The sequence below is a fragment of the Streptomyces asoensis genome (assembly GCF_016860545.1).
GTDB lineage: Bacteria > Actinomycetota > Actinomycetes > Streptomycetales > Streptomycetaceae > Streptomyces > Streptomyces asoensis.
Map to the genome: position 1 here is coordinate 624,630 of NZ_BNEB01000002.1, position 21,050 is coordinate 645,679.

17 protein-coding genes are annotated in these 21,050 nt (G+C 70.4%); 15 read left to right on the forward strand and 2 right to left on the reverse strand.

Going from position 1 to position 21,050, the window contains the following annotated elements; all coding sequences use genetic code 11:
- Nucleotides 1-116: 116 nt before the first annotated feature.
- From secD to Saso_RS05975, 4 genes are all read left to right on the forward strand, one after another.
- Complete coding sequence (gene secD / locus Saso_RS05960; RefSeq protein WP_189926198.1) at nucleotides 117-1,898, forward strand: protein translocase subunit SecD; 1,782 nt, start codon at nucleotides 117-119, stop codon at nucleotides 1,896-1,898.
- 3 nt (nucleotides 1,899-1,901) lie between these two features.
- Complete coding sequence (secF, locus tag Saso_RS05965; protein WP_189926197.1) at nucleotides 1,902-3,023, forward strand: protein translocase subunit SecF; 1,122 nt, start codon at nucleotides 1,902-1,904, stop codon at nucleotides 3,021-3,023.
- Nucleotides 3,020-3,568: an adenine phosphoribosyltransferase gene (locus Saso_RS05970; RefSeq protein ID WP_189926196.1), complete on the forward strand. Its 549-nt coding sequence runs from the start codon at nucleotides 3,020-3,022 to the stop codon at nucleotides 3,566-3,568. The genes secF and Saso_RS05970 overlap by 4 nt, the downstream gene beginning before the upstream one ends.
- A gap of 181 nt (nucleotides 3,569-3,749) precedes the next feature.
- Nucleotides 3,750-6,272 carry a RelA/SpoT family protein gene (locus Saso_RS05975; protein WP_189926195.1) on the forward strand — a complete coding sequence of 841 codons (2,523 nt, stop codon included), beginning with the start codon at nucleotides 3,750-3,752 and terminating at the stop codon, nucleotides 6,270-6,272.
- A gap of 80 nt (nucleotides 6,273-6,352) precedes the next feature.
- Here the strand turns inward: Saso_RS05975 and Saso_RS05980 are convergent, their stop codons facing one another.
- A complete protein-coding gene (locus tag Saso_RS05980; protein ID WP_189926194.1) occupies nucleotides 6,353-7,582 on the reverse strand; it encodes a DUF349 domain-containing protein in 1,230 nt (409 codons plus the stop codon).
- Nucleotides 7,583-7,738: 156 nt separating this feature from the next.
- The gene (locus tag Saso_RS05985) at nucleotides 7,739-8,557 is read right to left on the reverse strand and encodes a peptidylprolyl isomerase (RefSeq protein ID WP_189926193.1); all 819 of its coding nucleotides are present in this window, start codon (nucleotides 8,555-8,557) and stop codon (nucleotides 7,739-7,741) included.
- A 180-nt stretch (nucleotides 8,558-8,737) separates the two neighbouring features.
- Between Saso_RS05985 and Saso_RS05990 the strand changes: the two genes are divergently transcribed.
- The 11 genes from Saso_RS05990 (at nucleotide 8,738) to Saso_RS06040 (ending at nucleotide 20,989) form a co-directional block, all read left to right on the forward strand.
- Complete coding sequence (locus tag Saso_RS05990) at nucleotides 8,738-9,454, forward strand: MBL fold metallo-hydrolase (RefSeq protein WP_189926191.1); 717 nt, start codon at nucleotides 8,738-8,740, stop codon at nucleotides 9,452-9,454.
- 13 nt (nucleotides 9,455-9,467) lie between these two features.
- The gene (gene hisS / locus Saso_RS05995) at nucleotides 9,468-10,730 is read left to right on the forward strand and encodes a histidine--tRNA ligase (protein ID WP_189926189.1); all 1,263 of its coding nucleotides are present in this window, start codon (nucleotides 9,468-9,470) and stop codon (nucleotides 10,728-10,730) included.
- 303 nt (nucleotides 10,731-11,033) lie between these two features.
- Nucleotides 11,034-11,696 (forward strand): vitamin K epoxide reductase family protein, encoded by a 663-nt coding sequence (locus tag Saso_RS06000; RefSeq protein ID WP_189926187.1) that lies wholly within the window; start codon nucleotides 11,034-11,036, stop codon nucleotides 11,694-11,696.
- 116 nt (nucleotides 11,697-11,812) lie between these two features.
- On the forward strand, nucleotides 11,813-13,168 hold the full coding sequence (locus tag Saso_RS06005; protein WP_189926185.1) for a replication-associated recombination protein A: 1,356 nt from the start codon (nucleotides 11,813-11,815) through the stop codon (nucleotides 13,166-13,168).
- A 298-nt stretch (nucleotides 13,169-13,466) separates the two neighbouring features.
- Complete coding sequence (gene rpsD, locus Saso_RS06010; protein WP_189926184.1) at nucleotides 13,467-14,081, forward strand: 30S ribosomal protein S4; 615 nt, start codon at nucleotides 13,467-13,469, stop codon at nucleotides 14,079-14,081.
- Nucleotides 14,082-14,259: 178 nt separating this feature from the next.
- Nucleotides 14,260-14,709 (forward strand): DUF948 domain-containing protein, encoded by a 450-nt coding sequence (locus tag Saso_RS06015; RefSeq protein ID WP_189926183.1) that lies wholly within the window; start codon nucleotides 14,260-14,262, stop codon nucleotides 14,707-14,709.
- A 6-nt stretch (nucleotides 14,710-14,715) separates the two neighbouring features.
- Nucleotides 14,716-15,063: a hypothetical protein gene (locus tag Saso_RS06020; RefSeq protein WP_189926182.1), complete on the forward strand. Its 348-nt coding sequence runs from the start codon at nucleotides 14,716-14,718 to the stop codon at nucleotides 15,061-15,063.
- Nucleotides 15,063-17,735: an alanine--tRNA ligase gene (gene alaS / locus Saso_RS06025; protein ID WP_189926181.1), complete on the forward strand. Its 2,673-nt coding sequence runs from the start codon at nucleotides 15,063-15,065 to the stop codon at nucleotides 17,733-17,735. Before Saso_RS06020 ends, alaS begins: the two co-directional genes overlap by 1 nt.
- Before the next feature lie 8 nt (nucleotides 17,736-17,743).
- On the forward strand, nucleotides 17,744-18,208 hold the full coding sequence (gene ruvX / locus Saso_RS06030; RefSeq protein ID WP_189926180.1) for a Holliday junction resolvase RuvX: 465 nt from the start codon (nucleotides 17,744-17,746) through the stop codon (nucleotides 18,206-18,208).
- 122 nt (nucleotides 18,209-18,330) lie between these two features.
- Nucleotides 18,331-20,151, forward strand: a complete 1,821-nt coding sequence (gene mltG / locus Saso_RS06035; RefSeq protein WP_189926179.1) for an endolytic transglycosylase MltG — start codon at nucleotides 18,331-18,333, stop codon at nucleotides 20,149-20,151.
- A complete protein-coding gene (locus Saso_RS06040) occupies nucleotides 20,132-20,989 on the forward strand; it encodes a shikimate dehydrogenase (RefSeq protein WP_189926177.1) in 858 nt (285 codons plus the stop codon). Before mltG ends, Saso_RS06040 begins: the two co-directional genes overlap by 20 nt.
- Nucleotides 20,990-21,050: the final 61 nt, after the last annotated feature.

Genomic DNA, 21,050 nt, shown 5'->3' on the forward strand with positions numbered 1-21,050 from the left:
AGGGTCCCACCCGTCCGTGCCGGGGCGCGCTCATCTCGCCAGGGGATCCCGACACCATGTCATGGCCGCTGCCGCGCCGACCCGGCGCGAGGCGGCCCGAGAGGGAGTACGAGAAGGTGGCAGCACCTAAGAAGGGCCGGAGCGCGAGTGCCCAGAGCAAGCCGGGGCGCTCGCTGGCCCTGATCCTGATCGCCATCGTGGGGCTCACCGCAGGCATGTTCGCCTCCGGTCACACCACCCCGCGTCTGGGCATCGACCTTGCCGGCGGCACCAGCATCACGCTGAAGGCGAAGTCGGACCAGGGGTCCGCGATCAACAAGGCCAACATGAACACCGCGGTCGACATCATGAACCGCCGTGTCAACGGGCTGGGCGTCTCCGAGGCGGAGGTGCAGACCCAGGGCAACGACAACATCATTGTCAACATCCCCAAGGGCACCAACTCCGAGAAGGCCCGGCAGCAGGTCGGCACCACCGCGAAGCTGTACTTCCGTCCGGTCCTGGCCCAGGAGGCCACCGGCTCCGCCGTCACCGCCTCGCCCAGCGCGTCCGCGAGCGGCTCGTCCAGCGCCTCCCCGAGCCCCTCGGCGAGCGCGTCCGGCACCGGTGAGAAGGCGACCTCCTCGTCCTCCCCGTCGGCCTCCGCCACCTCGCAGGGTCGCGCGGTCACCGACGCCCTGAAGGCCGACTCCACCCCGTCGGCCTCCGCGAGCACCAAGGCGGGCTCCTCCGCCAGCCCGTCGGCCTCCGCGAGCGGCGGCGCCGCCGTCTCCGAGGGCGACGCGGCCCTCCAGGCCAAGTACGCGGCCCTCGACTGCTCCAAGGAGTCGGTCCGCAACACGGCCGGCGACGGCGTCAAGCCCGGCGACGCCACCGTGGCCTGCGGCGAGATCGACAAGGTCTGGTACAAGTACCTGCTCGGCCCGGCCGCCGTCGACGGCACCGAGGTCGACAAGGCCCAGGCGGTCTTCGACACCCAGGGCGCCGCGGGCTGGCAGGTCACGATGACCTTCACCAAGCAGGGCGGCAAGAAGTTCGCTGACATCACCGGCAAGCTCGCCCAGAACCAGCAGCCGCAGAACGAGTTCGGCATCGTGCTCGACGGCAACGTCGTCTCCAGCCCGTACGTGAGCTCCTCCATCACCGGCGGCCAGGCCCAGATCTCCGGCAGCTTCACGCAGACCGAGGCCCAGGGCCTCGCCAACATGCTGTCCTACGGTGCGCTCCCGCTCTCCTTCGAGGAGCAGAGCGTGACCACGGTGACGGCCGCGCTCGGCGGCGACCAGCTGCACGCCGGTCTGCTGGCCGGCGCCATCGGCCTCGCCCTCGTCGTGATCTACCTGGTCGCCTACTACCGGGGCCTGGCGCTCATCGCGCTCGCGTCCCTGCTGGTCTCCGCGGCCCTCACCTACGTGCTGATGGCCCTGCTCGGCCCGGCCATCGGCTTCGCGCTGAATCTGCCCGCCGTCTGCGGCGCCATCGTCGCCATCGGTATCACCGCGGACTCGTTCATCGTGTACTTCGAACGGGTCCGTGACGAGATCCGCGAGGGCCGTACCCTGCGTCCCGCCGTCGAGCGGGCCTGGCCGCGCGCCCGTCGCACCATCCTGGTCTCCGACTTCGTGTCGTTCCTCGCCGCCGCGGTGCTCTTCGTCGTCACGGTCGGCAAGGTCCAGGGCTTCGCGTTCACCCTCGGCCTGACCACCGTCCTCGACGTGGTCGTGGTCTTCTTCTTCACCAAGCCGCTGATGACGCTCATCGCTCGGCGGAAGTTCTTCGCGAACGGCCACAAGTGGTCCGGCCTCGACCCGAAGAGCCTGGGTGCCCAGCCGCCGCTGCGCCGCACCCGCCGTCCCGGTGGTCCCGCCGCCGGCCCCGTCGAGACGAAGGAGGCATGAGCGATGTCGAAACTCGGTAACCTCGGCGCCCGCCTGCACCGCGGCGAGATCAGCTACGACTTCATCGGCCACCGCAAGCTGTGGTACGGCATCTCGATCCTGATCACCATCACGGCCATCGTCGGCCTGGCGGTGCGCGGCCTGAACATGGGCATCGACTTCCAGGGCGGCGCCGTCTTCACGACGGAGAAGACCAGCGTCACGGTCTCCCAGGCCGAGGAGTTCGCCAAGGACGCGTCCGGCCACGACGCGGTCGTGCAGAAGCTCGGCAACGGCACGCTGCGCATCCAGATCGCCGGTATGGACATCAAGCAGTCCAACCAGATCAAGGACGACCTCGCCACCGACTTCAAGACCGACCCGGAGACGATCACCGCTGAACTGGTCGGCCCCAGCTGGGGCGACCAGATCGCCAACAAGGCCTGGCAGGGTCTGGCGATCTTCATGGTCCTGGTCGTGATCTACCTGGCGATCGCCTTCGAGTGGCGGATGGCCATCGCCGCCCTCGTCGCCCTGATCCACGACATCACCATCACGGTCGGCATCTACGCCCTGGTGGGCTTCGAGGTCACGCCGGGCACGGTGATCGGTCTGCTGACCATCCTCGGTTACTCGCTGTACGACACGGTCGTCGTCTTCGACTCCCTCAAGGAACAGACGAAGGACCTCACCAAGCAGACCCGCTTCACCTACAGCGAGATCGCCAACCGGTCGATCAACGGCACGCTGGTCCGCTCCATCAACACCACGGTCGTCGCGCTGCTGCCGGTGGCGGGCCTGCTGTTCATCGGCGGCGGCTTCCTCGGCGCGGGCACGCTCAACGACATCTCGCTGTCGCTGTTCGTCGGCCTCGCGGCCGGCGCCTACTCCTCGATCTTCATCGCCACGCCGCTCGTCGCCGACCTCAAGGAACGCGACCCGCAGATCAAGGCGCTGCGCAAGCGCGTCCTGGCCAAGCGGGCCCAGGGCCCGGCCGAGGAGGCGTTCGCCCGCACCTCTGCCGGTGCCGGTCACACGGAGGGCCCGGAGGACGACGACGATGCCGAGGCCGCGGTCGTCGGTCCCCGTCACCAGCCGGCCGCCCGGGGCCGGGGCCGGGGCCGCCCGTCGGGGAAGCGCCGATGACGGAGCTCACCGACATCACGACGCTGCTCCTCAGCCGCATCCGTGACGTGGCCGACTACCCGGAGCCCGGGGTGATGTTCAAGGACATCACCCCGCTCCTGGCGGACCCGGTGGCGTTCACCGCGCTCACCGACGCCTTCGCCGAGGTCGCGGAGCGCACCGGCGCCACCAAGGTCGTCGGCCTGGAGGCCCGGGGCTTCATCCTGGGCGCCCCGGTCGCCGTCCGCGCGGGCCTCGGCTTCGTCCCCGTGCGCAAGGCGGGCAAGCTCCCCGGAGCCACCCTCGCCCAGGCCTACGACCTGGAGTACGGCTCGGCCGAGATCGAGGTGCACGCCGAGGACCTGACCGCCGACGACCGGGTGCTGATCGTCGACGACGTCCTCGCCACCGGCGGCACCGCCGAGGCGTCCATCCAGCTCATCCACCGGGCGGGCGCCGAGGTCGCGGGCGTCGCCGTCCTGATGGAGCTGGGCTTCCTCGAGGGCCGTCCGCGCCTGGAGGCGGCCCTGCGGGGAGCACCCCTGGAAGCGCTGCTCAGGATCTGAGCGGCGTCCCACCAAGCCGTACGCGCAGCGGGCGGGCACCGGAGGAATCCGGCGCCCGCCCCTTGTGTTTCCCCGGTGTACGGCCCTCACATCGGCCTGAAGGCGATCCCCGAGCCCGGGATCGCTACGATGGGTGCTCCGGAGCCTGACCGGGGACCCGGATCGCGCACGAGGAGTCCTCTTGCCAGACGAGGCCCAGCACCTGACCGCCGCCAAGCCCGAGTCCGCCTCGGAGCCCGCGGCCACGCCCGCGTCGCACGCGAAGGACGACAGCCGCGGCGCGGTCGAGCACGACCGTGCCGCCGCGGACAAGCCGGCCGAGCAGCCCCGGCCCAAGCCGGGCACACCCGGGACTCCCGCGCCCGCGTCCGCCGAGCGGCCGGCCGCCGCGCAGCCGTCGGCCCGCTCCGGCTCCTCCAACCGCGTCCGTGCCCGTCTCGCCCGGCTCGGCGTGCAGCGCCAGAACCCGTACAACCCCGTCCTGGAACCGCTGCTGCGGATAGTGCGCAGCAACGACCCCAAGATCGAGACGGCGACCCTGCGCCAGATCGAGAAGTCCTACCAGGTCGCCGAGCGCTGGCACCGCGGCCAGAAGCGCAAGAGCGGCGACCCGTACATCACGCACCCGCTCGCGGTGACCACGATCCTGGCCGAGCTGGGCATGGACCCGGCGACCCTCATGGCCGGCCTGCTGCACGACACCGTCGAGGACACCGAGTACGGCCTGGAGGACCTGCGCCGCGACTTCGGCGACCAGGTCGCCCTGCTGGTCGACGGCGTCACCAAGCTGGACAAGGTCAAGTTCGGCGAGGCCGCGCAGGCCGAGACCGTGCGCAAGATGGTCGTCGCCATGGCCAAGGACCCGCGCGTCCTGGTCATCAAGCTCGCCGACCGGCTGCACAACATGCGGACCATGCGCTACCTCAAGCGTGAGAAGCAGGAGAAGAAGGCGCGCGAGACCCTCGAGATCTACGCGCCGCTCGCCCACCGCCTGGGCATGAACACCATCAAGTGGGAGCTGGAGGACCTCGCCTTCGCGATCCTCTACCCCAAGATGTACGACGAGATCGTCCGGCTGGTGGCCGAGCGGGCACCGAAGCGTGACGAGTACCTGGCCATAGTGACCGACGAGGTCCAGGCCGACCTGCGGGCCGCCCGCATCAAGGCGACCGTCACCGGCCGCCCGAAGCACTACTACAGCGTCTACCAGAAGATGATCGTCCGCGGCCGTGACTTCGCGGAGATCTACGACCTGGTGGGCATCCGCGTCCTGGTGGACACGGTCAGGGACTGCTACGCGGCCCTGGGCACGGTGCACGCGCGATGGAACCCGGTCCCCGGCCGGTTCAAGGACTACATCGCGATGCCCAAGTTCAACATGTACCAGTCGCTGCACACGACGGTCATCGGCCCCAACGGCAAGCCCGTCGAACTCCAGATCCGTACGTTCGACATGCACCGACGCGCGGAGTACGGCATCGCCGCGCACTGGAAGTACAAGCAGGAGGCCGTCGCCGGCGCCTCGAAGGTGCGCTCCGACCAGCCGCGGACCACCGGCAAGGACGACCACCTCAACGACATGGCGTGGCTGCGTCAGCTCCTCGACTGGCAGAAGGAGACCGAGGACCCCGGCGAGTTCCTGGAGTCCCTGCGCTTCGACCTGTCACGCAACGAGGTCTTCGTCTTCACCCCGAAGGGCGACGTGATCGCGCTGCCGGCCGGCGCGACCCCCGTCGACTTCTCCTACGCGGTGCACACCGAGGTCGGTCACCGCACCATAGGAGCCCGCGTCAACGGGCGTCTCGTCCCGCTGGAATCGACCCTGGACAACGGCGACCTGGTGGAGGTCTTCACCTCCAAGGCGGCCGGCGCCGGGCCCTCCCGGGACTGGCTGAACTTCGTCAAGTCGCCGCGGGCCCGCAACAAGATCCGGGCCTGGTTCTCCAAGGAGCGCCGCGACGAGGCCATCGAACAGGGCAAGGACGCCATCGCGCGCGCGATGCGCAAGCAGAACCTGCCCATCCAGCGCATCCTCACCGGCGACTCGCTGGTCACGCTCGCGCACGAGATGCGCTACCCGGACATCTCCTCGCTGTACGCGGCGATCGGCGAGGGCCATGTGGCCGCGCAGAACGTCGTGCAGAAACTGGTGCAGGCCCTCGGCGGCGAGGAGGCGGCCACCGAGGAGATGGACGAGGCGGTCCCGCCGTCGCGCACCCGGGGCCGCAAGCGGCGCAGCAACCAGGACCCCGGTGTCGTCGTCAAGGGCGTCGACGACGTCTGGGTGAAGCTGGCCCGGTGCTGTACGCCCGTACCCGGCGACCCGATCATCGGATTCGTCACCCGCGGCAGCGGTGTGTCGGTGCACCGCAGCGACTGCGTCAACGTGGATTCCCTGTCCCGCGAGCCCGAACGGATCCTCGACGTCGAGTGGGCGCCCACCCAGTCCTCGGTCTTCCTGGTCGCCATCCAGGTCGAGGCGCTGGACCGCTCCCGTCTGCTGTCGGACGTGACGAGGGTCCTCTCCGACCAGCACGTCAACATCCTCTCCGCCGCCGTGCAGACCTCCCGCGACCGGGTGGCCACCTCCCGCTTCACCTTCGAGATGGGCGACCCCAAGCACCTGGGACACGTCCTGAAGGCCGTACGCGGGGTCGAGGGCGTCTACGACGTCTACCGGGTCACTTCGGCGCGCAGGCCCTAGCCGGACACGCGAGAGGCCCCCGTACGCGATGTACGGGGGCCTCTTCGTCGACGGGGGGCGGGCCCCGGCGTCCTGCGGTCTCAGCCGCCGAACTCCTGGAGACCCTTCAGGGCCTGGTCCAGCAGCGCCTGACGGCCCTCGAGCTCACGCTCCAGCTTGTCGGCCTTCGACGCGTTGCCCTGGGCGCGGGCCTGGTCGATCTGCGCCCGCAGCTTGTCCACGGCGGCCTGGAGCTGGCCGGTCAGACCCGCGGCACGCGCGCGTGCCTCCGGGTTGGTCCGGCGCCACTCGGCCTCCTCGGACTCCTGCATCGCCCGCTCGACGGCGTGCATCCGGCCCTCGACCTTCGGCCGGGCGTCGCGCGGCACGTGGCCGATGGCCTCCCAGCGCTCGTTGAGCGAGCGGAACGCGGCACGGGCCGCCTTCAGGTCGCCGATCGGCAGGAGCTTCTCGGCCTCCTCGGCCAGCTCCTCCTTGAGCTTCAGGTTCTCCGTCTGCTCGGCGTCCCGCTCGGCGAACACCGAGCTGCGGGCGGCGAAGAAGACGTCCTGGGCGCCGCGGAAGCGGTTCCACAGGTCGTCCTCGTGCTCGCGCTGCGCACGGCCCGCCGCCTTCCACTCCGTCATCAGCTCGCGGTAGCGGGCCGCCGTCGGACCCCAGTCCGACGAGCCGGACAGCGCCTCGGCCTCGGAGACCAGCCGCTCCTTGGTCCTGCGGGCCTCCTCGCGCTGGGCGTCCAGCTGCGCGAAGTGCGCTTTGCGGCGCTTGGAGAACGCCGACCGCGCGTGCGAGAACCGGTGCCACAGCTCGTCGTCCGACTTGCGGTCCAGACGCGGCAGGCCCTTCCAGATGTCCACCAGCGCGCGCAGCCGCTCGCCGGCCGCCCGCCACTGGTCGGACTGGGCCAGCTGCTCCGCCTCGGTGACCAGGTCCTCCTTGGCCTTGCGGGCCTCGTCGGACTGCTTGGCCCGCTGCTGCTTGCGCTCCTCGCGCCGCGACTCGACGGTCGCCACCAGCTTGTCCAGCCGGTCCCGGAGCGCCTGGAGATCACCGACCGCGTGGTGCGCGTCGACCTGCTCGCGGATGTGGTCGATGGCGACCTGCGCGTCCTTGGTCGACAGATCGGTGGTCTTGACTCGCTTCTCGAGGAGGCCGATCTCGACAACCAGGCCCTCGTACTTGCGCTCGAAGTAGGCCAGCGCCTCCTCAGGGGAGCCTGCCTGCCAGGAACCGACCACCTGCTCGCCGTCGGCCGTACGCACGTACACGGTCCCCGTCTCGTCGACGCGGCCCCACGGGTCGCTGCTCACAGCGCCTCCTCCACATGATGCCTGCGAGGGGCTTCGGCGCCCCGGGCATCGTCCACAGTTTCGTCACGGCCAACATAGGCGACCGGCGGGCCGCCTGTCCGCATCCAGCACGACCGAAATTGCGCAGTTGACCGCACCTCGGCCTGCTGGTCGCCGTCAGGATTTCGTGACCGTCGCCTTGTCGATCACGACGGTCGCGTTCGGGGCGCCGTCACCCCCGCCGGTGTTCTCGCCCGCGGCGGCGATCTTCTTGAGGACCTTCATGCCGTCCGCCGACACCGTGCCGAAGGGCGTGTAGCTCGGCGGCAGCTGGCTGTCCTGGTAGACCAGGAAGAACTGGCTCCCGCCGGTGTGCGCCTGACCGGTGTTGGCCATCGCGATCGTGCCCGCCGGGTAGGTGTTGTTCTTGAGGCTCGCGTCCTTCAGGTTCTCGTCCGGGATCGTGTAGCCGGGACCGCCGCTGCCGCTGCCCGTCGGGTCGCCGCACTGGAGCACGTAGATGCCGTTGGTGGTGAGGCGGTGGCACTTGGTGTGGTCGAAGTAGCCCTTGCCGGCGAGGAAGCTGAACGAGTTCACCGTGTGCGGCGCGGCCTTCGCCTTGAGCGCTATGCCGATGTCGCCGCAGGTCGTCGCCAGCGTCATCGTGTACTTCGCCGACGCGTCGATCGTGACCGCCGGCTCCTTCTTCCAGGTCTGCGTCTTGACCGTGCCCGCGGCCGGCTTCTCGCAGGGGTCCTTCGCCGCGCTGGGCGTCGGGGACGCGGACGTCTGCGCGCTCGCGTCGGTCTTGTCGTCGTCCTTCTTCAGCACGCCCGTCGTGTACAGCGCCAGGCTGCCGATGATGATCACGCCGAGCACCGACGCGATCACCGAGTTGCGCACGCGCGCCTTGCGTCGCGCGGAGGTGCGCCGCTGCTGCTGCCGCAAGAACTTCTCCCGGGCGAGCTGACGCTTCCGCTGTTCCTGGGTGACCACCGGGTTCTCTCCTCGTGCGTCTCGTACGTCGACTGGGACGCGTGCGTCTTGTGAGCCGACCGCCTGCGTGTGCCCCGTACCGTATATGGGTTCGCTGAGGAATCGGCAGCGCCGGTAGGCTCTGACCACTGGCGCAGCCGACCAGAAGCCCACCCGTACCGACACAAACGAAGGACGATCGTGCTCATTGCCGGGTTCCCCGCCGGAGCCTGGGGGACGAACTGTTATCTCGTCGCCCCGGCCGCCGGTGAGGAGTGCGTGATCATCGACCCGGGCCACCAGGCGGCCCCCGGAGTCGAGGAAGCGATCAGGAAGCATCGGCTCAAGCCCGTCGCCGTCGTCCTCACCCACGGCCACATCGACCATGTGGCCTCGGTCGTCCCGGTCTGCGGAGCGCACGGCGTACCGGCCTGGATCCACCCCGCGGACCGCTACATGATGAGCGACCCCGAGAAGGGGATCGGCCGGTCCATCGGGATGCCGCTGATGGGCGAGCTGACCGTGGGGGAGCCCGACGACGTCCGTGAGCTGTCCGACGGCGCGGGACTGGAGCTCGCGGGCCTGGAGTTCTCCGTCGCCCACGCCCCGGGCCATACCAAGGGGTCGGTGACCTTCCGGATGCCCGAGCGGGCCGACGTCCCGTCGGTCTTCTTCTCCGGGGATCTGCTGTTCGCCGGCTCCATCGGACGCACCGACCTGCCCGGCGGCGACATGGCCGAGATGCTCGACTCGCTGGCCCGTGTGTGCCTGCCGCTCGACGACTCGACCGTGGTGCTGTCCGGCCACGGCCCCCAGACGACCATCGGCCACGAGCGCGCCGCCAACCCGTATCTGCGGCAGGTGGCGGCCGACGGCCAGGGAGCGGGTTCGCACGCCCCTCCCCGACGAGGAATGTGACGAGAGACCTTCCGTGAGCACCTTCCAGGCCCCCAAGGGCACGTACGACCTGATCCCGCCGGACAGCGCCGAGTACCTCGCCGTCCGCGAGGCCATCGCCGCGCCGCTGCGCAACTCCGGCTACGGCTACATCGAGACGCCCGGCTTCGAGAACGTGGAGCTCTTCGCGCGCGGTGTGGGCGAGTCGACCGACATCGTGACGAAGGAGATGTACGCCTTCGAGACCAAGGGCGGCGACCGTCTCGCGCTGCGTCCCGAGGGCACGGCCTCCGTCCTGCGCGCCGCGCTGGAGGCCAACCTGCACAAGGCGGGCAACCTGCCGGTCAAGCTCTGGTACTCCGGCTCGTACTACCGCTACGAGCGCCCCCAGAAGGGCCGCTACCGCCACTTCTCGCAGGTCGGCGCCGAGGCGATCGGCGCGGAGGATCCGGCGCTGGACGCCGAGCTGATCATCCTCGCCGACCAGGCGTACCGCTCGCTGGGCCTCAGGAACTTCCGCATCCTGCTCAACAGCCTCGGCGACAAGGAGTGCCGCCCGGTGTACCGGGAGGCGCTCCAGACCTTCCTGCGCGGCCTGGACCTCGACGAGGACACCCTGCGCCGGGCCGACATCAACCCGCTGCGGGTCCTGGACGACAAGCGCGAGTCGGTCCAGAAGCAGCTCGGGGACGCACCGCTGCTGCGCGACTACCTGTGCGACGCCTGCAAGGCGTACCACGAGGAGGTCCGGGAGCTGATCACGGCGGCGGGCGTGGCCTTCGAGGACGACCCGAAGCTCGTCCGCGGCCTGGACTACTACACCCGTACGACCTTCGAGTTCGTCCACGACGGTCTGGGTTCGCAGTCCGCGGTGGGCGGCGGCGGCCGCTACGACGGGCTCTCCGAGATGATCGGCGGCCCCGCGCTGCCGTCGGTGGGCTGGGCGCTGGGCGTCGACCGCACCGTGCTGGCGCTGGAGGCGGAGGGCGTGAAGCTCGAACTGCCCGCCGCGACCTCCGTGTTCGCCGTCCCGCTCGGCGACGAGGCCCGCCGGGTGCTCTTCGCGAAGGTCACCGAGCTGCGCAAGCTCGGTGTGGCGGCCGACTTCTCCTACGGCGCCAAGGGGCTCAAGGGCGCCATGAAGAACGCCAACCGCAGCGGGGCCCGCTACACGGTCGTCGCCGGCGAACGCGACCTCGCCGAGGGCGTCGTGCAGCTGAAGGACATGGAGTCCGGCGAGCAGACGGCGATCGGCGTCAACGAGATCGTGGCGGAGCTGGAGTCGAGGCTGGGCTGACGGGCCCGGCCGCCCGGTCGGCATCGCACGGCGAAGGCGCCGGACCACACGGTCCGGCGCCTTCGCCGTGCCCCGGGGCGTCAACCCTGCGGAGCCCGCTCACCCCTTCCGGAGGACGGCGTCCCGCGCGGCACACGTGCGTACCGCGGGGCCGGCATGCCGTCCGGCCTTGGCCGGAACCGAACGACGGGGCGCCGCCGGACGTACTTCCTTATGTCCACCGAACGGTGCGCACCCGCTCCTGTGCGGCACAATGGCCCCTGCCCGAAGATGGTCCAACTCTCAAGTGACGGAATCGGCGTGATGAGCAAGACGACGACAGTCCAAGACGTCTCCACGGAGCCCGGGTCCGGGCGCGTCGCCGCCGCCGGGCCGCGGACCGTGGGCGGCAGCCGTGCGTTCGCGATCCTGCTGCTGATCACCGGTGCGGCCGGTCTGCTGGCCGCCTGGGTCATCACGCTCGACAAGTTCAAGATCCTCGAGGCCAAGGTCGCGGGCACGACCTTCACGCCCAGTTGCAGCATCAGCCCGATCATCAGCTGCGGCAGCGTCATGGAGAGCAAGCAGGCCGCCGTCTTCGGCTTTCCCAACCCGATGCTCGGCCTCGTCGCCTACGGCATCGTGATCTGCGTCGGCGCGACCCTGCTGACCCGCGTCTCCTTCCCCCGCTGGTACTGGCTGACCTTCAACGCCGGCACCCTGTTCGGCGTGGCCTTCTGCACCTGGCTCCAGTACCAGTCGCTGTACAAGATCAACGCCCTGTGCCTGTGGTGCTCGCTGGCCTGGGTCGCCACGAGCACCATGTTCTGGTACGTGACCTCGCACAACGTGCGCAACGACCTGCTGCCCGCCCCGGGCTGGCTGAAGCGCTTCCTCGGCGAGTTCACCTGGGTGCTGCCGGTCACCCACGTCGGCATCATCGCCATGCTCGTCCTGACCCGCTGGGGAGCCGACCTCTGGGCCTGAGCCCGGCGCAGGACCCGCACCGGACAAGGCGCACGACCCGCACCGGACACGGTCGCGGACCCGCACCGCACGGGCACCGGACGGCGTTGTCGGACCCCTGACGTAGGCTCCGACGTGTGGAGCCCGACCTGTTCACCGCCGCAGCCGAAGACCGCCAGGAGAAGGACCCCGCCGGGAGCCCCCTGGCGGTCAGGATGCGCCCGCGCGCCCTCGACGAGGTGGTGGGCCAGCAGCACCTGCTGAAGCCCGGCTCACCCCTGCGCCGCCTGGTCGGCGAGGGGGCGAGCGGCCCGGCCGGACCCTCCTCGGTGATCCTCTGGGGACCGCCCGGCACCGGCAAGACGACCCTGGCCTACGTCGTCTCCAAGGCCACCGACAAGCGGTTCGTGGAGCTGTCGGCGATCACCGCGGGCGTCAAGGAGGTCCGCGCGGTCATCGACGGCGCCCGCCGCGCCATCGGCGGCTACGGCAAGGAGACCGTCCTCTTCCTCGACGAGATCCACCGCTTCAGCAAGGCCCAGCAGGACTCCCTGCTGCCGGCCGTCGAGAACCGCTGGGTGACCCTGATTGCGGCGACCACGGAGAACCCCTACTTCTCGGTCATCTCGCCCCTGCTCTCCCGCTCCCTGCTGCTGACCCTCGAGTCCCTCACCGACGACGACCTGCGCGGCCTCGTCCGGCGGGCGGTGGCCGACGAGCGCGGTCTCGCCGGAGCCGTCACCCTCCCCGAGGAGACCGAGGACCACCTGCTGCGCATCGCCGGCGGTGACGCCCGCCGCGCGCTCACCGCCCTGGAGGCCGCCGCCGGAGCCGCCCTCGACCAGGACGGGACGGCCGTCACCCTGGAGACCCTGGAGCAGACGGTCGACCGCGCGGCGGTGAAGTACGACCGGGACGGCGACCAGCACTACGACGTCGCCAGCGCCCTCATCAAGTCGATCCGGGGGTCGGACGTCGACGCGGCCCTGCACTACCTGGCCCGCATGATCGAGGCCGGCGAGGACCCCCGCTTCATCGCCCGCCGCCTGATGATCTCCGCCAGCGAGGACATCGGCCTGGCCGACCCCAACGCCCTGCCGATCGCCGTCGCCGCCGCCCAGGCGGTCGCCATGATCGGCTTCCCCGAGGCCGCGCTCACCCTCAGCCACGTCACCATCGCCCTCGCCCTCGCGCCCAAGTCCAACGCCGCGACGACGGCGATCGGCGCCGCCCTGGACGACGTACGCAAGGGACTGGCGGGCCCCGTGCCGCCGCACCTGCGCGACGGCCACTACAAGGGCGCCGCCAAGCTGGGGCACGCCCAGGGCTACGTCTACCCGCACGACCTGCCCGAGGGCATCGCCGCCCAGCAGTACGCACCGGACGCCCTCAAGAACCGCGCGTACTACGAGCCCACCCGGCACGGCGCCGAGGCCCGCTACGCGGACGCGGTGGAGTGGACCAGACAGCGCCTCGGGCGCGAGGGGTCCTGAGCACCCTGTAGACTCGCCCGAAGTGCCGCGTCCCGTGCAGTCAGAACGGGACAGCCGGCCGGAGCGGGTCCCAGGACCGGCTCCAGGAGCGTCGCGCACCGTCGAAGGTGTCGCGGGCAGCCCATCACCACCCGGAATCCCGGGAACGGTCGGTGGGCAACTCGCGTGCTGCACGTATGTGCCCAGACCAGGGGAGCGGCTGCCCGACAGGTCCCGTGCGGACCCGGAGGGTTTCCCCGGCTGCGGATGCGACCTCCCTCAACCCTGACGAGCCGAAGCTTTTGGAAAGTGAGAGACAGTGGCGAACCAGTCCCGCCCCAAGGTCAAGAAGTCGCGTGCCCTCGGCATCGCGCTGACCCCGAAGGCCGTCAAGTACTTCGAGGCCCGCCCCTACCCGCCGGGTGAGCACGGCCGCGGCCGCAAGCAGAACTCGGACTACAAGGTCCGTCTGCTCGAGAAGCAGCGTCTGCGCGCGCAGTACGACGTGTCCGAGCGCCAGCTCGTCCGCGCCTACGAGCGTGCCTCCAAGGTCCAGGGCAAGACCGGTGAGGCCCTGATCATCGAGCTCGAGCGCCGTCTCGACGCGCTGGTCCTGCGTTCGGGCATCGCCCGCACGATCTACCAGGCCCGCCAGATGGTCGTCCACGGCCACATCGAGGTCAACGGCCAGAAGGTCGACAAGCCGTCCTTCCGTGTCAAGCCGGACGACGTCGTCATGGTCCGCGAGCGCAGCCGCGGCAAGACGCTGTTCGAGGTCGCCCGCGCCGGTGGCTTCGCCCCCGACGGCGAGACCCCGCGCTACCTCCAGGTGAACCTCGGCGCCCTGGCGTTCCGCCTGGACCGCGAGCCGAACCGCAAGGAGATCCCGGTGATCTGCGACGAGCAGCTCGTCGTCGAGTACTACGCCCGCTGATCCCACCCGGGATCGGTCCGCGGCCGTAGCCGGACCCCGTGCCCAGGCCCGTCGTCCTCCCGCCCTTCGGGGCGGGCGGGGCGGCGGGCCTTCGCGCACCCCTAATCCGGTACGGAACGCCGGCGCCGGCGCGATAGGCTCGCCTGAAGACAGAGGTGTTCGTGAAGACAGGGAGCGGGTGCGCGCAGTGTCCGGTGGAGAGGTGGCCGGCATCCTGGTTGCCGTGTTCTGGGCGATCCTGGTCTCCTTCCTCGCCGTGGCGCTGGCGAGGCTGGCCCAGACCCTGAGGGCGACGACCAGACTCGTCGCGGACGTGACCGAACAGGCCGTCCCGCTGCTGGCCGACGCCTCCGCGGCGGTCCGTTCCGCGCAGACCCAGATCGACCGGGTCGACGCGATCGCCACCGACGTCCAGGAAGTCACGTCGAACGCCTCGGCACTGTCCACCACGGTCGCCTCCACCTTCGGCGGCCCCCTGGTGAAGGTGGCCGCCTTCGGCTACGGCGTGCGCCGGGCCCTCGGCGGCCGCAAGGACGGCATGCCCGCCCCCGAAGCCCGGCGGACCGTGATCGTGGGCCGTACGGTCTCCCGGCGGGAGAAGCGCAAGCCCCGTGGAAAGAGGGACTGACCAGCGATGTTCCGCCGCACCTTCTGGTTCGGCACCGGCGTCGCCGCCGGTGTGTGGGCCACCACCAAGGTCAACCGCAAGCTGAGGCAGCTGACCCCCGAGAGCCTGGCCGCGGCCGCGGCCGACAAGGCCCTCGAGACGGGAGCACGCCTGAAGGACCGCGCGGTCGGCTTCGCGCTGGACGTCCGCGACAACATGGCCCGGCGGGAGGCCGAGCTCGGCGAGGCACTGGGCATCCACCAGAGCCCCGAACTCCCCGCGCCCCGGCGGATCGCCGCCATCGAGAACGACCGCAGCACCCCCCTGTACCCCGAGCACACGACGTACTCGCACAACCGGAATGAGGACCACTGATGGAGTCGGCCGAGATCCGCCGCCGCTGGCTGAGCTTCTACGAGGAGCGCGGGCACACCGTCGTCCCTTCGGCGTCGCTCATCGCGGACGACCCGACTCTGCTCCTGGTCCCCGCCGGCATGGTCCCCTTCAAGCCGTACTTCCTCGGTGAGGTCAAGCCCCCGTGGGCGCGCGCCACCAGCGTGCAGAAGTGCGTGCGCACACCCGACATCGAAGAGGTCGGCAAGACCACCCGCCACGGCACGTTCTTCCAGATGTGCGGCAACTTCTCCTTCGGCGACTACTTCAAGGAAGGCGCCATCAAGTACGCCTGGGAGCTGCTCACCACGCCCCAGGACGAGGGCGGTTACGGCCTGGAGCCCGAGCGGCTCTGGATCACCGTCTACAAGGACGACGACGAGGCCGAACGCATCTGGCACGAGATCGTCGGCGTGCCGAAGGAGCGCATCCAGCGCCTCGGCATGAAGGACAACTACTGGTCCATGGGCGTCCCCGGACCCTGTGGCCCCTGTTCCGAGATCAACTACGACCGCGGCCCCGAGTTCGGCGTCGAGGGCGGCCCGGCCGTCAACGACGAGCGGTACGTGGAGATCTGGAACCTGGTCTTCATGCAGTACGAGCGCGGCGAGGGCATCGGCAAGGACAACTTCGAGATCCTGGGCGAGCTGCCGAGCAAGAACATCGACACGGGCCTCGGCCTGGAGCGCCTCGCCATGATTCTGCAGGGCGTGCAGAACATGTACGAGATCGACACCTCGATGGCCGTCATCAGGAAGGCCACCGAGCTGACCGGTGTCGAGTACGGCGACTCCCACGCCTCGGACGTCTCCCTGCGCGTGGTCACCGACCACATGCGCACCTCCGTGATGCTCATCGGTGACGGCGTCACCCCCGGCAACGAGGGCCGCGGCTACGTGCTGCGCCGCATCATGCGCCGCGCCATCCGCAACATGCGCCTCCTCGGCGCCACCGGCCCGGTCGTCAAGGACCTCATCGACACCGTCATCGAGATGATGGGCCGGCAGTACCCGGAGCTCGTCTCCGAGCGGCAGCGCATCGAGACGGTGGCCCTCGCCGAGGAGGCCGCCTTCCTCAAGACGCTCAAGGCCGGCACGAACATCCTCGACACGGCCATCACCGAGACGAAGCAGTCCGGCGGCGCGGTCCTCGCCGGCGACAAGGCCTTCCTGCTCCACGACACCTGGGGCTTCCCGATCGACCTCACCCTGGAGATGGCCGCCGAACAGGGCCTCTCCGTGGACGAGGACGGCTTCCGCCGCCTGATGAAGGATCAGCGGGACAAGGCCAAGGCCGACGCCCGGGCCAAGAAGACCGGCCACGCCGGCGCGGGCGCCTACCGCGAGATCGCCGACCAGGCCGGGGCCACCGACTTCATCGGCTACTCCGACACCGAGGGCGAGTCGACGATCGTCGGCATCCTCGTCGACGGCGCCTCCTCGCCCGCCGCCACCGAGGGCGACGAGGTCGAGATCGTCCTCGACCGCACCCCGTTCTACGCCGAGGGCGGCGGCCAGATCGGCGACACCGGCCGCATCAGGCTGGACACCGGCGCCGTCGTCGAGATCCGCGACACCCAGAAGCCGGTGCCCGGCGTGTACGTCCACAAGGGCGTCGTCCAGGTCGGCGAGGTCACGGTCGGCGCCAAGGCCCACGCCTCGATCGACCAGCGCCGCCGCACGGCCATCGCCCGCGCCCACTCGGCCACCCACCTCACGCACCAGGCGCTGCGCGACGCCCTCGGCCCGACGGCCGCCCAGGCCGGTTCCGAGAACCAGCCCGGCCGCTTCCGCTTCGACTTCGGCTCGCCGTCCGCCGTCCCGACGGCCGTGATGACCGACGTCGAGCAGAAGATCAACGAGGTCCTCGCCCGCGACCTGGACGTCCAGGCCGAGGTCATGGGCATCGACGAGGCCAAGAAGCAGGGCGCCATCGCCGAGTTCGGCGAGAAGTACGGCGAGCGGGTCCGGGTCGTGACCATCGGCGACTTCTCCAAGGAGCTGTGCGGCGGCACGCACGTGCACAACACCGCCCAGCTGGGTCTGGTGAAGCTGCTCGGCGAGTCGTCGATCGGCTCGGGTGTCCGCCGCATCGAGGCCCTGGTCGGGGTGGACGCCTACAACTTCCTGGCCCGTGAGCACACGGTCGTCGCCCAGCTCCAGGAGCTGATCAAGGGGCGTCCCGAGGAGCTCCCGGAGAAGGTCTCCGCCATGCTCGGCAAGCTGAAGGACGCCGAGAAGGAGATCGAGAAGTTCCGCGCGGAGAAGGTCCTCCAGGCCGCCGCCGGTCTCGTGGAGTCCGCCAAGGACGTCCGCGGAGTGGCCCTGGTCACCGGTCAGGTCCCGGACGGCACCACTCCCGACGACCTGCGGCGCCTGGTGCTGGACGTGCGCGGCCGCATCCAGGGCGGCCGGGCCGCCGTGGTCGCCCTGTTCACGGTCAGCAACGGCAAGCCGCTGACGGTCATCGCCACCAACGAGGCGGCCCGCGAGCGCGGCCTCAAGGCCGGCGAGCTGGTCCGGACGGCCGCCAAGACCCTCGGCGGCGGCGGTGGCGGCAAGCCGGACGTCGCCCAGGGCGGTGGCCAGAACCCGGCCGCCGTCGGTGACGCCGTCGACGCCGTCGAGCGGCTCGTGGCGGAAACGGCCAAGTGAGCACGGAGATGAGGAAGGGCCGTCGGCTTGCGGTCGACGTCGGGGACGCCCGGATCGGGGTCGCCTCGTGCGACCCCGACGGGATCCTCGCCACGCCGGTGGAGACGGTCCCCGGCCGGGACGTCCCGGCCGCCCATCGCCGGCTGAAGCAGCTGGTCGAGGAGTACGAACCCATCGAGGTCGTCGTCGGTCTGCCCCGCTCCCTCAAGGGGGGCGAGGGCCCCGCCGCGGTGAAGGTCCGCGCTTTCGCACGGGATCTGGCGAACAACATCGCTCCCGTATCCGTACGTCTGGTGGACGAGCGGATGACGACCGTGACAGCCAGTCAGGGTCTGCGTGCCTCGGGCGTGAAGTCGAAGAAGGGCCGCTCGGTGATCGACCAGGCAGCCGCTGTGATCATCCTTCAGCAGGCGCTGGAATCCGAACGGGTGTCAGGTGCGGCGCCGGGCGAGGGCGTCGAAGTGGTCATCTGATCGCGATACGGTAACGTTCCGCGCGATGCGGAGGTGTTCGAACAGCGACCGCACAGAGAGAGGCGGCACGGTGACGGGCCCGACAAGCCGCGTGATCGCCGCCTCGCGGCTCTAGGGGATCGATGACTGAGTATGGCCGGGGCTCCGGCTCCGAACCGTGGCATCCGGAGGACCCGTTGTACGGGGACGGCGGATGGGAAGGGCAGCAGGCCCACACGGGTCATGACCCTGCCTACGGCGGCCAGCAGCACCATCACTACCCGCAGCAGCAGACGCAGCAGTCGCAGTACGGCGACTGGGGCCACGGACAGCCGCAGTCGTACGACCAGCAGCAGTACGACCAGCAACACCACGCGCAGCAGCAGCACCCCCAGCAGTACGACCAGCAGCAGCACCCCCAGGGATACGAGCAGCAGCAGTACGGCCAGCAGTACCAGGGGTACGGCCAGCAGCAGTTCGTCCAGCAGAACCAGCAGACCTACCCCGAGGGGTACCAGGAGGGCGGCTGGGACGGCACCGGCACCCACGCCCACGTCCCCTACGCGGCCGACCCCGGTGACCCCTACGGCCAGCAGGCCGCGGCCTACGGCGCCGAACAGCCCGACTTCTACGGCACCCCGGAGGCGTACCCGCCGCCGGAGCCGCCCGCCCGGCGGCGCGCCGAGCCCGAACCCGACCCGGAGCCCGAGCCCGAGACGGCCGGGGAGGCCGATCCGGCCGCGAAGCCCGACTGGGACCCCGGACCCGACCAGGGCGAGCACGCCTTCTTCGCGGGCGGCGGGGCCGACGAGGACGAGGACGACGAGCCGGAGGGCCGGGGCGACCGGCGGGGCCGGGGCGGCAAGGGCACCAAGCCCAAGAAGAAGAGCCGCAACGGCTGCGCCTGTCTGGTCGTCGTGCTGGTGTTCGGCGGCGGTGTCGCCGGCGTCGGCTACTTCGGCTACGACTACTACAAGAATCGTTACGCCGCGGCTCCCGACTTCGCGGGCTCGGGAACCCGCCAGCAGGTGAGCGTCCAGGTGCCCAAGGGCTCCGGCGGCGCGGCCATCGGCCGGCTGCTCAAGGACGCCGGCGTCGTCAAGAGCGTCGACGCGTTCGTCTCCGCGTTCACCGGCAACCCCAAGGCCGGCAGCATCCAGGCGGGCGCGTACATCCTGAAGAAGGAGATGTCCGCCAAGAGCGCCGTGGAGATGATGCTCGACCCGAAGAGCCAGGCCAACGTGATGGTCACCCCCGGGCAGCGCAACGTGGCCGTCTACAAGGCCATCGACGCCAAACTCGGACTGGCCGCGGGAACCACCAGGAAGGTCGCGGAGAAGGAGTACAAGGCGCTCGGTCTGCCCGGCTGGGCGAACGACAGCGCCGACATCAAGGACCCGCTGGAGGGCTTCCTCTTCCCGGGCACCTACGGCGCGGCCAAGGGCATGAAGCCGGAGGCCGTCCTGAAGCCGATGGTCGCCCACGCCAACGACGTGTACGGCGGCTACGACCTCGCCGCCAAGGCCAAGGCGCTCAAGCTGACCAGCCCGTTGCAGGTCATCACCGTCGCCAGCCTCGTCCAGGCCGAGGGCAAGACCCACGACGACTACCGCAAGATGGCCGAGGTCGTCTACAACCGGCTCAAGCCGACGAACGACCAGACCAACCAACTGCTCCAGTTCGACTCGACCTTCAACTACCTGAAGGGCGAGAGCAACATCAACATCAGCGAGTCCGAGATCAACAGCAACAAGGACCCGTACAACACCTACACCAACAAGGGCCTGCCGCCCGGTCCGATCGGCAACCCCGGTGAGGACGCGCTGAAGGCCACGATGAATCCGACCACCGAGGGCTGGATCTACTTCGTGGCGACCGACGGCGAGAACAACACCGAATTCGCCAAGACGTACGCGCAGTTCAAGAAACTCAAGGAAAAGTTCGATGCCAGCTCGGGCAACTGACGCCCGCCGGGCCGCGGTGCTCGGCAGCCCCATCGCCCACTCGCTCTCCCCGGTGCTGCACCGCGCCGCCTACGAGGCACTGGGCCTCACCGGCTGGACGTACGACCGCTTCGACGTCGGCGAGGAGGCGCTCGCGTCCTTCGTCGACGGGCTCGGCGCCGAGTGGGCCGGGCTGTCCCTGACCATGCCGCTCAAGCGCGCGGTCATCCCGCTGCTGGACGAGATCAGCGAGACGGCGGCCTCCGTGGACGCGGTCAACACCCTGGTGTTCACCGAGGACGGCCGCCGCGTCGGCGACAACACCGACATCCCCGGCATGGTCGCCGCCCTGCGCGAGCACGGCGTCGAGCAGGTCGGCTCGGCCGCGGTCCTCGGCGCCGGCGCCACCGCCTCCTCCGCGCTGGCGGCCCTGGCCCGGGTCTGCTGCGGCGAGATCGTCGCCTACGTCCGCAGCGCGGCCCGCGCCGACGAGATGCGCCGGTGGGGTGAGCGGCTCGACGTCGCCGTCCGGATCGCCGACTGGGCGGACGCCGCCGAGGCCCTGAGCTTCCCGCTCGTCGTCGCGACCACCCCGGCCGGGGCCACGGACGCCCTCGCCGCCTCGGTGCCCGAGCGCCCCGCCACCCTCTTCGACGTCCTCTACGACCCCTGGCCCACCCGGCTGGCGGCCCGCTGGTCCATGTTCGGCGGTGCCGTCGTCAGCGGCCTCGACCTGCTCGTGCACCAGGCCGTCCTCCAGGTGGAGCAGATGACCGGCCGCGTGCCGGCACCGGTGGAGGCGATGCGCAAGGCGGGCGAGCACGCCCTCGCCTCCCCCCGGGACGATCACGGCCACTGACCCGGTCACCGGACACCACGCCGTCCGCTTGCTGGACCGGCGGCCGGTCACGGGGCCGGGA